The organism is Streptomyces sp. S3(2020), assembly GCF_013044505.1.
In the GTDB taxonomy this organism is placed as follows: Bacteria; Actinomycetota; Actinomycetes; order Streptomycetales; family Streptomycetaceae; genus Streptomyces.
The window spans coordinates 31,842-46,302 of sequence record NZ_JABERD010000033.1 but is presented as its reverse complement, the minus strand read 5'-3'; the positions used below and the strand labels follow the sequence as shown (position 1 = coordinate 46,302).

Here is a 14,461-nt window from a genome sequence, read left to right as displayed (position 1 = left end):
AACGGGGTGGCGCCACCCGGCACTGCGGAGGCCGAGCTGTCAGCGCTTGTCGCTCGCGAAGGGACGGCGGGAGATGGTGGCACGGATGGTGGTCTGCGCGTGCCGCTCGACGGTCGGGTTGGCGGAACCGCCGTCCGGTTCACCCCAGACCAGGTCGACCTCCCGGCCGTAGCCCAGCTCGTCGGCGTCGATCATGCAGACGGAGATCCAGCCGCGGACGTTGGACGAGTAACTGCACAGCGTGGACAGCCCGATGAGCCGGCCGTCGACGCTCTGGACGCGGTCGAACTGGGAGGCGGAGTAGAACGCGGCCGGGGTCTCTATGTACTTGAAGCGCCGCTCGCCCTGCTCGTACATGCTCGCGTAGACACGGGCGACATCGTCGCGGTGCCAGGAGAGCCACGCCTTCTTGCGGTGCTTGCGGCCCCGCATGCGTTCCAGGGACTCGCGGCCGATGAAGTCGTGGTCGAACTTGAGGATGTGGCCGTAACCGAGGTCGTAGGGCGTGACGTAGTAGTCGTCGACCCGGTCGGGGACGAAGCTGCCGCCCGTCGAGAGGTTCGCCTCGAAGGAGCGGGCGCCCAGCCACTCGCGGTACGGCTTCATGTGCTCGCCCGAGTAGACCGCGGGCACGGTGGAGGCGATCCAGCCGGACTCCGTGGCCACCGAGGCGTAGGCACGCCCGCCGATCTGACGGATCCCGTACGGCTCTCCCGCCTCCAGGAGGGTGTCGCGGACGCCGTCGAGGTCGGCGTAGGGGCCGAAGAACTCCAGGCCGGGGAAGCCGGACATACGGTGGTTGAGGGCGGTGACCTCGTACTTGCCGACATGGAAACGGCCCATGTGGAAGAACGGGATGTCCGGCATGGGCCCGCCGTTGACCTGCTCGAAGATGCGGGCGGCGTACGGGCCTTGCAGCTGGAGGCGGTAGAACTCGCGGCCGTTCGGGTTCTGTGCGGTGCGCTCGTCGCGGCGCACGGTGACGTCGTAGCCGCCGGTCTCGGCGTGGAACTGGACCCAGTTGAGGGCCGGCGGGCGTCCGACGATCCGGACCAGGCCGTCGGCGAGGCAGAAGAGGATGCAGTCGCCGATCATGTGGCCGTCATGGTTGACCGCGATGAACTGCTTGGCCTGCATCGGACCGAAGCCCTCGAAGCTGTTCGCACCGAGTTCGGACAGCAGGCGATAGCAGTCCGGGCCCTCCACCGTGAGGTCGGTCATGTGATGGGAGAGGTCCATCAGCGCGGCCGTCGTCCGCCAACTCTCCTGCTCGTCACGCCAATTGGTGAACTCGGCCCGGATCGGGAAGGGATACGCCCCCGAACGACCGCCGCGCAGCAGCGCCAGCGGGCCGCCGGCCTCGCGTATCTGGTCCTCGAGATGTGCCATTGCTTCCTCCATGTCGTACGGATGCGGCTGCGGGTGCCGCGACAGCGGGTGGGAAGGATGCCGAATCGGCGAAAGGGCAGGGCGGCGGGCCACGGCCCGGCACCATCACGCGGATACCGGTACGAGCTCGCCCCGACGCACCGACTGTGTACTGTACGGTTCAGTACTGTCAAGCACTCCGGACGGTCGAAAGAGCGCCCAGAAGAGCGCCTATACGATGTCGGCCGTGCAGAGAATGAGGGGCGCGGACCGCCGGAAGCAGATCCTCGGCGCGGCGGGCGAGTTGTTCCTCGCCAAGGGGTACTCCGGCGTCTCCATGGACGAGGTGCTGGCCGCGGTCGGCGGCTCCAAGGCGACGCTCTACCGGCACTTCGCGGACAAGGCCGAGCTGTTCCAGGCCGCGGTGGAGGCGCTCTGTGACGAGTGGTCGAAGCCGGTGCGGTCCTTCACTCCCCCTGGCGACGATCTCGGCGAGACGCTCATCGCTCTGGGGGGCCATTTCGCCGCCCTGGTCCTCACCCCGCAGGCCATCGCCCTGCACCGGCTGGTCACGGCGGAGGCGGAACGCATGCCGGGCGTGGGCCGCGCCTTCTTCGAGCACGGTCCCGAGGCCGGCCAGGGCGTGCTGGCCGGGTATCTGCGGCAGGCCCAGGACGCGGGCGAGATCGAGGTCGCCGACCCGGTGCGCGCGGCGGCCCAGCTGTACCAGGCGATGCTCGGCGACGCCCAGATGCGGCTCCTGACGAACGCGCCGCACAAGCCGGACGACGCCCAGGTGCGGGAGGGTATCGCCAGCGCGGTCCGCATCTTCCTGCGCGGTGTGGGCTCGTAGCGGCGGGCCTCCCGATTCCCGCGTGGCGTGAGCTCGCAGCACCGGGCCTGCCGATTCCCGCGTGGCGTGAGCTCGTAGCAGTGGCCCTGCCGACACGTGGAGGGGCAACCCCGGCCCCGCAATCCGGACATGGACGAGGGGGACCCGCCCCGCCACCTTAGGTTGCGGCCCGAGCCCTCCCCCTCATGCGCGACGGCGGGCAGCATCCCGCCCAGTGATCGCGGTCGCACGTTCGCGGCGACAGGACGACGAGCGGGTCGTGTCCTGACGTGCCGCGTGCCCGGCTGCCTCGTCACGCACTGCGCACCGCAGAGGAGCCGCCCCCATGTGCCAGAACCACCCACCAGCCCACGACGTACAGACCGACTCGCCGCAGGGCGAGGTTCCGCACACGTCCCGCAGAACCCTCCTGGGCGCGATGGCGGCCTCGGCCGCCGCTGCTGACCGCTGCGCCCGCCACGGCCGCGCCCGCCTCCGGCACGGACACCGACACCGCTCTGTCCCTCGTCCTGCTCGGCACCAACAGCGGTCCGCCGCCGCTGGCGGGCCGGTACGGCATCTCGTCGGCGCTCGTGGTGAACGGGAGGACGTATGTCGTCGACTGCGGTCGCGGAGCGGTGACCCAGTACCTGCGTGCGGGCCTCTCCATGCCGTCGCTGGCCGGGATCTTCCTCACCCACCTGCACGCCGACCACATCGTCGACTACTACGCCTTCCCCCTGCTGTCCGCCGGGGCAGCCGGAGACCAGGGGTTCCGCACTCCGGTGTCCGTGTACGGCCCGGGTCCGGCCGGTATCCCGTCCACCGTGCCCGGCGCCCCCGGTCCCCTGCCGGGCACCGTCGAGATGACCAGGCTGGCCGGGCAGGCGTACGCCGCCGCGCCCACGTTCTTCATGACCGAGCACATCGGCATCGACCCGGCCACGCTGCTGGACGTCCACGACGTGCTGCCGCCGGCCTCGGTCGCCGCCTCCGCGACGAACACCGCACCCGCCATGCGGCCCTTCACCGTCATGGAGAACGACGACGTCAAGGTCACGGCCGTCCTGGTCCCGCACGGCGCGGTGTTCCCCTCCTACGCCTACCGCTTCGACACCGACCACGGCAGCGTCGTCTTCTCCGGCGACACCACCACGACCCCCAACCTCATCACGCTCGCCCGAAGTTCGGACGTCCTGGTCCACGAAGCACTGTATCCCGCCGGGCTGGCCGGTCTGGGCCTGCCGCAAGCCCTCATCGACCACATCCTGGCGAGTCACACCGACGTCGCCGAACTCGGCCGGATCGCGGCCGAGTCCGATGCCGGGGCTCTGGTGGCCACCCACCTCAGTCCCGGAAACCCGGCCGCCGTCTCCGACGCGACCTGGCGTCGGCTGCTTCGTGACAGCGCACGCAGATCCGGTTACGGCGGCCGCATGCTCCTGGGCGCGGACCTGATGCGGGTACCGGTACGCCGCGCCAACGCCCGCCGCGGGTAACCGCGGAAGCACGTCACCGGCCCCGCGTCGTCCGTGACTCTCGGGCTCTCTGGGCGGTCGGCGCCGTTCGCCGCGGTCTGCGATCCCGGGCGCTTGCGTGGCAGTTGCGCCCGGGACGGCCGGGCCCTGTCGGCCTACGGCGCGAGCTTCACCGACGCCCCGCGCACCTGCGCCCTCGCCGGCGGCATCGGCACGCTGGCGGCGGCGGTGATCGCCGTCGCCCTGATCGGCGTACGCACTCGACCGAAGCCGAGGGCGGACGGCACGTCCGAGGGGCCGACACGCCACAGGAGCACGTCGCGCCGGGTCCCCGCCCCCGCCGGTGTTTCCGTCGCCGACCCCCGAGCCCATATTTGCGCATCCACGCAATAAGCGGCACACTTCCTGTCGGCACCACCTGTGCATCACGGGAACCACGCGACCGAAGGGAGGCACCCATGGACATCGACCCTCCCAGTCCTGGCCGCTGCCTCCCCGGCGGTCACTGATTCACGTCCGTCCATGACGGCCACGCCCCTAGGGCTCATACGGCCGTGACGGACCCGCTGCCACCGCGGACGCCCGTCGGCGTCCCGGTCCGCGGCCCTCCCTCTTTCTCCGCTCTCACCATTCGCTTTCTCGCCGCGCGCATGCTGCTGCCCTGCCCTGCTCTGCTCCGTCGGGTCGTGCCATCGCGTGTGGTTGGAGGTTCCTGTGATGTCGTTCCGGACGAGCACGCCCCCGCCGGCCACGCGGTCGCCCTTCGCCGCTCGGTTCGCGGGCCGCATGTCCCGCTTCTCCTGGGTGGACGTGGTGGTCGCCGCCGCCGTACTGGTGCTGCTGTACCTCGCCCTCAGGGTGGGGAAGGGAACCACGGTCTCCTTCTCCACCAGCCAGTCCGCGCACGTGGACACCGGCGTCGGGCAACTCCCCTACGACGCGGCCCGATCCCTGCTGCGCATGTTCGTCGCGCTCGCCCTGTCCACCGTCTTCACCTTCGTCTACGCCTATACGGCCGCGAAGTCCCGGCGCCTGGAACGCATCCTCGTCCCGGCCCTCGACATCCTCCAGTCCGTCCCCGTCCTCGCCTTCCTGACGGTGGCCGTGACCGGGTTCGTCGCCCTGTTCCCCGGCTCGATGCTGGGCCTGGAGTGCGCGTCGATCTTCGCGATCTTCACCTCGCAGGCGTGGAACATGACGTTCAGCTTCTACCACTCCCTCACCTCACTCCCCCGCGAACTCGACGAGCTGTCACGGTCGTTCGGGTTCACCCGCTGGATGCGGTTCTGGAAGGTGGAACTGCCCTCCGGCATGATCGGCCTGGTCTGGAACGGCATGATGAGCTTCGGCGGCGGCTGGTTCTTCCTCGTCGCCTCCGAGGCCGTCACCCTCGGCAACACCGACTACGCCCTGCCCGGCGTGGGTTCGTATGCCGGCGCCGCCATCGCCGACGGCGACCTCGGCAAGGTCGGCTGGGCCATCCTCACCATGGCGGTCATGGTGATCGGCGTGAACTTCCTGTTCTGGCGCCCGCTGACGGCCTGGGCCGAGCGCTTCAAGAACGAGCAGTCGGAAGCGAGCGAGGTGCAGCGGTCGTACGTCCTGGATTTCCTACGGCGTTCCCACTGGCCCCAGCTCATCGGCCGCGCCCTGCGTCCCGCCGGACGCGCGCTGAACCGGGCGGGCCGTCTCCTCGGCGTCGACGACCGCCCGCTCAGCGTCGACCGCAACCGTCAGCGCACCGGCGACCTGGTGTTCACCGTCGTGGCGGGCGGACTGATCCTCTGGGGTCTCCTCGACCTCGGCCGCTACCTCTACGACCGCACCGGCCTCGGCGTCTTCGGCGAACCGCTGCTGCTGGGCCTCGCCACCCTCGCCCGCGTGATCGTCCTGGTCGCGGTGGCGACCCTGGTATGGGTGCCGATCGGCGTGCGGATCGGGTTCTCGCCGAAGCTGACCCGGATCGCCCAGCCGGTCGTCCAGGTGCTGGCGTCCTTCCCCGCCAACTTCCTCTTCCCGCTGGCGGTCTGGTTCTTCCTCAGGACCGGGCTGACCATCGACATCGGCGGCATCTTCCTGATGGCGCTGGGCGCCCAGTGGTACATCCTCTTCAACGCCATCGCGGGCGCCATGGCCATCCCGACCGATCTGCGCGAGGCCATGGACGACCTGGGCGTACGCGGCTGGCAGCGCTGGAAACGGCTGATCATCCCGGGGATCTTCCCCGCGTACGTCACCGGCGGCATCACCGCCTCCGGCGGCGCCTGGAACGCCTCGATCGTCTCCGAGGTCGTCACCTTCGGCGGCACCACCCTCACCGCGACCGGCCTGGGCGCCTACATCGCCAAGGCCACCGAGTCCGGGAACTACCCCGAACTCATCGCGGGCGTCGCGGTGATGAGCCTGTACGTCGTGTCCCTCAACCGCCTCTTCTGGCGCCGCCTGTACCGGCTGGCCGAGACCCGTTACTCCCTCTGAACCTCATAGGAACCGCCATGACCACTCTCGCCAACGGCGAACTCCTGCTGGAGACCGCCGGGTTGACCAAGTCCTACGCCGGTGCCGACGGTGACCTCCCTGTCCTGTCCGGCATCGACCTCCAGATCCGCGCCGGTGAGGTCGTCGCCCTTCTCGGCAAGTCCGGCTCCGGCAAGTCCACCCTCCTGCGCTGCCTGGCCGGGCTCGTCCCCACCAGTTCCGGCACCGTCACCTACAAGAACACCCCGCTCACCGGCGCCAACCCCGGTACGGCCATGGTGTTCCAGACCTTCGCCCTGCTGCCCTGGCTCACCGTGCAGCAGAACGTCGAACTCGGCCTGGAGGCCAAGGGCGTCGGCGCCACCGGGCGCGCGGAGGCCGCCCGCCAGGCCATCGACCTCATCGGCCTGGACGGCTTCGAGTCGGCGTACCCGAAGGAGCTGTCCGGCGGGATGCGCCAACGTGTCGGCTTCGCGCGGGCGTTGGTCGTCGAGCCGGACGTCCTGATGATGGACGAGCCGTTCTCCGCGCTGGACGTGCTGACCGCCGAGAACCTGCGCGGCGAGCTGATGGAGCTGTGGGAGTCGGGGCAGTTCCCGACCCGGGCCATCGTCCTCGTCACTCACAACATCGAGGAGGCCGTGCTGATGGCCGACCGGATCGTGGTGCTCGGCTCCCGCCCCTACGGCACGATCCGCGAGGTCTTCGAGGTCGGCATGGACCGCCCGCGCGACCGCGACTCGCCGGACTTCGAGGACCTCATCGACCGCGTCTACCGCACCATGACCGGCAGGCAGAAGGAAGGCCGCACTCCGGGCCGCACCGAGGCCGTCGAACTGGACAAGCGGACGCCGGCCAACACCCCGCTCCCGCAGGCCAGCGTGGACGGCCTGTCCGGCCTCGCGGAGATGGTCCTGCACCGCGGCGGGCGCTGCGACCTGGCCGACCTCGCCGACGACCTCGGCCTGGAGATCGACGACCTGCTCCCCCAGGTCGACGCCCTCGAACTGCTCGGCTTCACCACCCTCGGCGGCGACGACCTGATGCTCACCGACACCGGAAAGGCCTTCGCGGGCGCCGACGTCCAGGAGTCGAAGAGGATCTTCGCCGAGGCGGTCCTGCGGGCCCCGCTGGTCCAGCTGATCACCCGCAGCCTGAGCCAGAACCCCGGCGGCACCCTGCGCGCCGGGTTCTTCCGCGACCTCCTCGCCCACCACTTCACCAGCGAGCAGGTCACCGCGCAGTTGGAGACGGCGACCGACTGGGGGCGGTACGCGGAGCTGTACTCGTACGACGCCGAGCCGCAGGAGTACCGGCTCGACCGGGACGAGGGGTAGGTGCGCGGACGGCGCTCCTACTGGGCCCGGCCCAGCGCCGGTCCTCGCGCGGGGGCCGGACGCGTCGCGGCGGCACTCTCCCGTACGGCTGCCATCGCGTGCTCCGCCACCGCACCCTCGCCGGGACCGGCGCCGTCGTCACCAGGTCCCGCGGCGAGTTGGGCCTCTTCCAGGAGCCCGCGCACGTTCGCGGCCCGGTAGTAGATCCGCGTTCCTTCCCGCCGGGTGGTGACCAGCCCGGCGGCCCGCAGCTTCGCCAGGTGCTGCGAGGTCGCCGCCACATGCGCGCCCAGCATCCCGGCCAGTTCGCTCACCGGCAGTTCCCGACCGCTGCTCAGCGCCCACAGCAGCCGGTACCGCGAGGCGTCGGCCACCGCCTTCAGTACGGCCACCGCCCGCTCCGCGGCCTCCTCGTCCCACGCCTGTTCTTGCGCACCCATGCAACTATGGTACCGGCGGCCCGCCCGCCGGTCCGTGCCCGTCACCAGGGAAGGACACCCATGACGGCTCACGACACTTCACCGCAGCCCGTTCCCGTCGTCGACTGCGCGCTGTACGAGTACGGGCGCCGGCGTCCCGGACAGCTGCCACTGGACGAGGCGATGGACGCCGCCCGTCGCACCCCCGGCGGCTTCGTCTGGATCGGCCTGCACTCCCCGACCGCCGATCAACTCCAGGTCGTCGCCCGCGCGTTCGGCCTGCATCCCCTCGCCGTCGAGGACGCCCTCGAAGCCCACCAGCGGCCCAAGCTCGAACGCTACGACGACAGCCTCTTCCTCGTCCTGCGCACGGCCGTCCACCTGGAACACGACCAGTCGACGCCGACCACCGACATCGTCGGCACCGGCGAGATCATGGCGTTCGCGGGCCGGGACTTCATCGTCGTCGTACGCCATGATCCCTCCGAGCACCTCGGCCCCGTCCGCAGCCGTCTGGAGGCCGACCCGGAGCGGCTCGCCCACGGCCCGGTCGCCGTCCTGCACGCCATCGCCGACGCGGTCGTCGACCGCTACCTGGACGTCGTGACCTCGCTGGAGGCGGAAGCGGACAACGTCGAGAACGACGCCTTCTCCCCTGGGGGCGGCCAGGACATCGGCCGGATGTACCAGCTCAAGCGCGAGCTCGTGGAACTCCGCCGCACCGTCGTCCCCTTGGCCGTGCCCCTGCGCGATCTCGCCGAGCGCCGCGTCCCCGGTGTGGACAAGGAGCTGGCCGCCTACTTCCGCGACGTCGCCGACCATCTCGCCCAGGCCGCCGACCGCGTCACCGCTTTGACCGAACTCGTCGACAACGCCCTGACCATGGCCCTCGCCCAGACCAGCATCCGGCAGAACCACGACATGCGCCGCATCAGCGCGGCGGCCGCCCTCATCGCCGTCCCGGTCGCCGTCGCGGGCGTGTACGGCATGAACTTCGACCACATGCCGGAACTGCGCCGGCTGTTCGGCTACCCCCTGATGCTCGCCTCGACCGCCACCCTCGTCACCGTCGTCTACCTGGTCTTCCGCCGCAAGAAGTGGCTCTGACACCGCGCGAAACGGCCCCGGAGTTCGCCTGACGGCGGTCTGGCGCACTGTCCGGATCTCGCTGCCGACGAAGGCCGATCGCGGGCGGGCATGAGTGCGGCGGTGGCTGCTCATCCGCGCATGAGGCGGCTGGCTTCCGCTACTTGAGGGGCGCGCTGACGGCCTCGTGCAGGGAGTAGCGGTGGGCCGTGAAGTAGGCGGCGTAGCAGACCTCGGCCCAGTGCCGGATCGTGCGGGAGCGGTCGTGGAACATCTCGTGGCGGGGGTCGTCCAGGACCGCTCGCAGCAGGTCGTCGGCCTCCTGCCGTACGGCGTCGTGGACGGCGCGCACCATGGCCCTCATCAAACGCGACGCCAAGGCGGGCCTCATCGCCCTCGCCCAGCAGAGCGTCTGCGCCTTCGACCTGATCGGCCTGAAACTCCTCGGCCGCACCAGCGAAGTGGACGCCCTGCGTACCGTCCGCGACGAGGCACTGGCGAAGACCGAGGCCGGCCGCGAGTGGATCACCCTCATCGAGCGAATCGAACTCCCCATCGCTCCCCTCCTGTTGGACGACGAGCGCCTGGCGGCCAAGGCCGGCAAGCTGCTGGCCCGGGCCGGGCAACTCGTGACGGACACCAAGGAGCAGGTCGGAGACGGTGAGGTCGACCTCGGCCTCGACCTGCTCCGTGACCTCGATACCCGGGGCGGAGCGGACAGCAGCGACCTGCGCGCCGACCTCAAGGCCGTCAGCGCGCTGCTGGAACGGCTGCGGGGGCTGTCGTCGCCCGAGGTGCTCAAGCACCTGACGAGCCGAGGTCCACGCAACACCGCCTGACGGAGGTCGATGCGCGGCGGCATCGGCATGATCTGGGAGCCGTGGAGCACGATCGTGATCAGGCCGGAAAGGTAGCACCTTGTAGGCGGTGGCCCCGCGGCCAGACAGAGGAACAGCGCCAGTTCGGGCGTGCAGGCAGTGCAGGGGAGTTCTCCATGGTCGTCACACTGCCCGGGGATGTGACGCACGCCCCTGCTGATCGCCTCTCACTCCCTCGCCAGCAGCTGGGCCGGGGCGATGCGGGACATGGTCCGGATCGGGATGGAGAGCACACCGCAGACCAGGCCGACGCCGGCCAGGGCCGCCAGGAGGGCGGCACCGCCCATCGTCAACAGCCGTCCCTCCCACAGTCCCTGACCGATCATCAGGACTGTGGCCAGTCCCGCGACGGCTCCGGTGAGGCCGCCGAGGAGGGCGAGGCCGGCGCCCTCGTACAGGGCGAGGCGGCCGAGTTCACGCCTCGACCAGCCGGTGGCGCTCAGGATGGCGAGGTCGGCGGCCCGCTCCCGCTGGGAGAGGACCAGCACGTCCACGGCCCCGGCCGCGCCGAGCACCAGCGACAGGGCGACGCTGAGGTAGTCGGCGGTACGGGCCTGGGCGACGACGGCGTTGCCCAGCAGTGAGCCGGCGACCTCGCCGCGGAAGGCGAGGGTGAGGGAGAGCAGCACGGTGAACGCGGCCACGCCGAGCGCCAGACCGGCCGCGCCGAGCACGGTCCGGCCGGGGGCGCGCAGGAGGTTGCGCAGTGCGAGGCCGGTCACCGACCGGACGGCGACTGCCCGTCGGACGCCGGTGACCGGGGGTGTGACGGCGTCCAGAGGCTGCACCCTGGTCGCCCGCCAGGCGGGCAGCACCCCCGCGGTCAGCGCGAGGAGCAGGGCGACGGGCAGCACGAGGGCCGCCTTCGCCACCGAGGTGGGCAGGGAGAGCAGGGCGCCCAGGCCGTAGGCGAGGAGGGCGCCGAGCGTGCCCGCGGCGAGCCCGATCACCGCGAGTTCGCCGAGGATCAGCCGGAGGATCTCCGGTGCGCTCCAGCCGACGCAGCGCAGCGTGCCGATCTCGGTGCGGCGCGAGCGTACGGAGGCCAGTGCGGCCTGGGCGAGGAAGAGTCCGCAGACCACCAGGACCAGTCCGAACAGCACCGCGCTCTTGGTGTCCACGGCACGCAGGATCCTCAGGGCGACGCCCTTGGCGACCCAGTACTCGGTGACCTTGACGCCTCCCCGCAGCGCGACGGTCTGCGGGGCGGGCGAGCTGCCGACGGTGACGTCCACCTGGAGCTCGGGGTAGGCGGTGCGGATCTGTCCGGCGACGGAGTTGACGCGGGCGCGGGAGGCGGGGTCCACGCCGGTCACTCCGGCCACCCGGATGCGGATGGCGCTGACGGGGGCCTTCTCCTGCGCGGTGGGCTTTCTGCGGCTGTGGGTGATGACGGAGAGCGAGTCGAGGGTGGTGAGCAGGGTGGGCGGCGGGCTGAGGTAGCCGCCGAGGTTGCGGTCGGGGCGTAGCGGCTGGTTGCCGAGGGCGGCCCGGGAGGCCGCGTCGGCGCCGGTGACCTGCGGGGACCGGTAGGTCTCCAGGGGGACCTGGGAGAGGGCGGAGAAGCCGCGCAGTCTGTCGGTGTCGTAGCGGCCGACGATGTTCAGGACCGGTATGGGACCGCGCCCGGAGTCCTTGCCTATGCACGTCTTGAAGGCCATGCAGTCGGTGGACGCGTGGGCGGTGACCTCGCGGAACTGGGTGCCGGTGTTCTCCTCCGGGACGTTCGGCACCAGGTCGTCCTCGATGTTGGTGCGCCACGTGTCGCGCGGCTGGGCGGCGCGGGTCCGCGCGGTGAGACCGTCCTCGGTGCGCTGGTAGTCGACGGGGCCGGCGGTCCAGTACAGGGGTACCTCGAAGTCGTCGCCGCTGGTGATGGTGCGGAAGCCGGCGTCGAGGTCGGCGGTGACCTCGCCTGCGGCGCTGCCGTGCAGGGCGTTGACGTAGTCGTGGGCCCGTGGGCTGGCCAGTTCGGCGGGCAGGGCGGCGGGGTCGTCGACGTCGAGCCGCTGGACGGTGGCCTTCAGGGCGCCGGCGGTGAGGGTTCGGCTGCTGAGGATGACGGGGACCTGGTAGTCGTGCTGCCGTTCGGACTCGACCGGGTTCAGGTCGAAGGCGTCGGGCCCCCAGAAGGGCTTGTCCTTGTCGGTGAGCATCCGGCCCGAGGTGACCGCGCCGCCCAGACCTACCAGTTGGTCCTCGGCGGCCGGGTCAATCGCCGACAGGAGCACCGGGTAGGCGACCGGGATCCGCGCCGTGGCCTTGCCGTCGCCCGGTACACAGGTCATCCGGGAGCGGGCGTCGGGGGTGAAGGCCGTCTTGGGGACGGGGTTCCACACGAACAGCGGCTGGGGCAGCCGCTCACCCAGGATGTCGAACGTGTCCCCCTTCTTGTCCTCGTTGTAGAACCAGCACACCGCGTACTTCTTGTCGTCGGCGATCTCGTGCTGGAGGTCGGGCCAGGTGTTGTCGGCCTCGTTCCACTTCTCGTACGTGACGATCGGGTTGCGGGTCAGGTAGACGTACTGGTCGGCCATCGGGTAACTGCCCAGTCCGGCCTTCAGCGTCGGTGTGAGGCGCAGGAGTTGGGCGGGCGCGTCGCTGTCGCGGAAGGCGGAGACGTCGACCGGGACCGTGCTCTGCACCATGAGGTAGCCGATGTTGGCGACCGGCGCGGCGGTCTCGATCCCGGCGAGGGACTTGATGCGTTCGTACTGGCCGAGGGTGATGCCGCCGAAGATGCCGGACAGGAAGTTGGCCTCGACCAGGCCCTGTTCCTCCTCGACGTCGTTGCCGGCGCCCGGCGGTCGGACCAGGATGTCGTAGGCGGAGCGTGAGCTGTCCTCGACGAGGCCGGTGGTGCGGGCCTGGCTGGTGGTGACCGTCGCGGTGAGCAGGGTGAAGCTGGTGGCGGCGACCAGGATGCCCGAGGCGAGTGCCAGGGCGCGGGAGCGGCGGCGCCGTAACTGGGACAGGATCATGGTGATCACGGGCGCAGGCCTCCGAGCCGGTCGAACACGTCGTCGTCAGGGGCGAGTTGCTCGTCGGCGACGATCCGGCCGTCGTGCAGCCGGACGATCCGGTCGCAGCTCACGGCGACCTCGGGGTCATGGGTGGTGAGCAGCAGGGTCATGCCGTAGCGCTCGCGCAGGGAGAGCAGGAGATCGATGATCTCCCGGCCGGTCGCGCTGTCGAGGTTGCCGGTCGGCTCGTCCGCGAGGAGCAGGCCCGGGCGGTTGATCAACGCCCTTGCTGTCGCGACCCGTTGCTGCTGGCCGCCGGAGAGTTCGGACGGCAGGGCGTCGGCGCGGGCGGCGAGGCCGACGGCCCCGAGGAGTTCCATGGCACGGGCCCGCCGGTCGAAGTCCACCCTGCGGGGCAGCACGGGCGCGAGGACGTTGTCCAGCACGGTGAGCGCGGGCAGCAGGTGGAAACGCTGGAAGACGAACCCGATCCGGCGGCGGTGCGCGTCGAGTTGACGAGCCGTCAGTTCCTTGCCGTCGATCTCGATCGCACCCTCGTCCGGCCGGTCCATCCCGCCGACCAGGTGCAGCACGGTGGACTTCCCCGAACCCGACGGGCCGGTGACCGCGACCGCCTCGCCGTCGCCGATCTCCAGATCGACGCCGTCCAGGGCGACCAGCCCCGGATACCGGCGGGTCACGCCCCTCAACCTCACGCCCACTGCCAGTCCTCCTACATTGTGACAATGCAGCGGTACATTGTCACAATCCAGGAGGTGTGTAAATTGCCGCTGCACCACGCCGTGCTCGCCCTGCTGACCGAGGGGGACAGTCATGGGTACGAGCTCAAGGGCCGCTTCGAGGAGACCATCGGCCCGCAGTGGGGCGGCCTCAACATCGGCCACCTGTACCAGATCCTCGACCGGCTGGTCCGCGACGGCTTCGTCACCCGGTCCCAGGTGGCCCAGCCGGACCGGCCCGACAAGACCCTCTACCAGCTCACCCCGGCCGGGCGGCAGGAGGTACGGGACTGGGCCACCAGCGCCTGGGTGCGCACGGGCGGGTTCCGCGACGAGCTCTTCCTGAAGCTGTTCGGCGCCAGCGCGCTCGGCGCCGAAGCGCTGGAGGAGTTCGTCGCGGCGCAGCGCCAGACCTACCTCTCCGAACTCGCCGGCCTGACCCGGCTGCGCCGCACCCACACCGGCGACCCGCTGGTGTCCCTCCTCCTCGACGCGGCCATCGGCCACACCAAGGCCGACCTGGGACTGGTGGAGGGCGCGGCCGTGCGGCTCGCGCCGACGGCCGGGCGGGGCGGGGTCGCGGCCGCGGCCGACGGCGACTCAGGGGAACTCGGCCGCCGCCCGGCTTGAAGAGGCCCTGAAGGGGCTCGTCTGCGGGGCCGACGCCCTGCCCGTATTGGAGACCTTGCCGCCTTTCCGCGCCGCCTTGGACGACTCGGTCTCGTCGGGTGAGGTGACGAGGACTGCCACCGGGTCACGGTGGTCACGCCGGAGGCCTGCGGGTTGGTGAAGGCCGGCTCCGGGCTTCAGCGTCACCGTCGGCCCCTCCCGACCCGTGGCCCGCCCGGGGTCCGGCGTGACCGCCTCGCCTGCGCCGTCGAC

General features: G+C 70.9%; 13 protein-coding genes. 7 read left to right on the top strand and 6 right to left on the bottom strand.

Annotated features, from left to right (window positions below):
• Positions 1-39 precede the first annotated feature (39 nt).
• Positions 40-1,389, bottom strand: a complete 1,350-nt coding sequence (locus tag HLK59_RS13815) for an aminomethyl transferase family protein (protein WP_171141686.1) — start codon at positions 1,387-1,389, stop codon at positions 40-42.
• Between the two features lie 235 nt (positions 1,390-1,624).
• On the opposite strand from HLK59_RS13815, the gene HLK59_RS13810 reads away from it, so the two are divergent.
• Positions 1,625-2,221 (top strand): TetR/AcrR family transcriptional regulator, encoded by a 597-nt coding sequence (locus HLK59_RS13810; RefSeq protein WP_240982400.1) that lies wholly within the window; start codon positions 1,625-1,627, stop codon positions 2,219-2,221.
• Positions 2,222-2,490: 269 nt separating this feature from the next.
• Positions 2,491-3,699 (top strand): MBL fold metallo-hydrolase, encoded by a 1,209-nt coding sequence (locus HLK59_RS13805; RefSeq protein WP_346779727.1) that lies wholly within the window; start codon positions 2,491-2,493, stop codon positions 3,697-3,699.
• Positions 3,700-3,833: 134 nt separating this feature from the next.
• Here HLK59_RS13805 and HLK59_RS13800 read toward each other — a convergent pair whose 3' ends face one another.
• Complete coding sequence (locus HLK59_RS13800; RefSeq protein WP_171141684.1) at positions 3,834-3,995, bottom strand: hypothetical protein; 162 nt, start codon at positions 3,993-3,995, stop codon at positions 3,834-3,836.
• 400 nt (positions 3,996-4,395) lie between these two features.
• On the opposite strand from HLK59_RS13800, the gene HLK59_RS13795 reads away from it, so the two are divergent.
• Positions 4,396-6,156: an ABC transporter permease subunit gene (locus tag HLK59_RS13795; protein ID WP_171141683.1), complete on the top strand. Its 1,761-nt coding sequence runs from the start codon at positions 4,396-4,398 to the stop codon at positions 6,154-6,156.
• Positions 6,157-6,173: 17 nt separating this feature from the next.
• Positions 6,174-7,493, top strand: coding sequence for a nitrate/sulfonate/bicarbonate ABC transporter ATP-binding protein (locus tag HLK59_RS13790; RefSeq protein ID WP_171141682.1), 1,320 nt, complete (start codon positions 6,174-6,176; stop codon positions 7,491-7,493).
• Between the two features lie 17 nt (positions 7,494-7,510).
• Here HLK59_RS13790 and HLK59_RS13785 read toward each other — a convergent pair whose 3' ends face one another.
• Positions 7,511-7,933, bottom strand: a complete 423-nt coding sequence (locus HLK59_RS13785) for a metalloregulator ArsR/SmtB family transcription factor (RefSeq protein ID WP_171141681.1) — start codon at positions 7,931-7,933, stop codon at positions 7,511-7,513.
• A gap of 60 nt (positions 7,934-7,993) precedes the next feature.
• On the opposite strand from HLK59_RS13785, the gene HLK59_RS13780 reads away from it, so the two are divergent.
• The gene (locus tag HLK59_RS13780; RefSeq protein ID WP_171141680.1) at positions 7,994-9,019 is read left to right on the top strand and encodes a magnesium and cobalt transport protein CorA; all 1,026 of its coding nucleotides are present in this window, start codon (positions 7,994-7,996) and stop codon (positions 9,017-9,019) included.
• A 139-nt stretch (positions 9,020-9,158) separates the two neighbouring features.
• Here the strand turns inward: HLK59_RS13780 and HLK59_RS13775 are convergent, their stop codons facing one another.
• Positions 9,159-9,353: a hypothetical protein gene (locus HLK59_RS13775; RefSeq protein WP_171141679.1), complete on the bottom strand. Its 195-nt coding sequence runs from the start codon at positions 9,351-9,353 to the stop codon at positions 9,159-9,161.
• Between HLK59_RS13775 and HLK59_RS13770 the strand changes: the two genes are divergently transcribed.
• On the top strand, positions 9,352-9,837 hold the full coding sequence (locus HLK59_RS13770) for a hypothetical protein (protein WP_171141678.1): 486 nt from the start codon (positions 9,352-9,354) through the stop codon (positions 9,835-9,837). The two genes, HLK59_RS13775 and HLK59_RS13770, sit on opposite strands and share 2 nt — an antisense overlap.
• Before the next feature lie 206 nt (positions 9,838-10,043).
• On the opposite strand, the gene HLK59_RS13765 is transcribed toward HLK59_RS13770, so the two are convergent.
• A complete protein-coding gene (locus HLK59_RS13765; RefSeq protein WP_171141705.1) occupies positions 10,044-12,857 on the bottom strand; it encodes an ABC transporter permease in 2,814 nt (937 codons plus the stop codon).
• A gap of 5 nt (positions 12,858-12,862) precedes the next feature.
• A complete protein-coding gene (locus HLK59_RS13760) occupies positions 12,863-13,540 on the bottom strand; it encodes an ABC transporter ATP-binding protein (RefSeq protein ID WP_346779726.1) in 678 nt (225 codons plus the stop codon).
• 84 nt (positions 13,541-13,624) lie between these two features.
• Here HLK59_RS13760 and HLK59_RS13755 point away from each other — a divergent pair, with 84 nt between their 5' ends.
• Complete coding sequence (locus HLK59_RS13755) at positions 13,625-14,209, top strand: PadR family transcriptional regulator (protein WP_171141676.1); 585 nt, start codon at positions 13,625-13,627, stop codon at positions 14,207-14,209.
• Positions 14,210-14,461 lie beyond the last annotated feature (252 nt).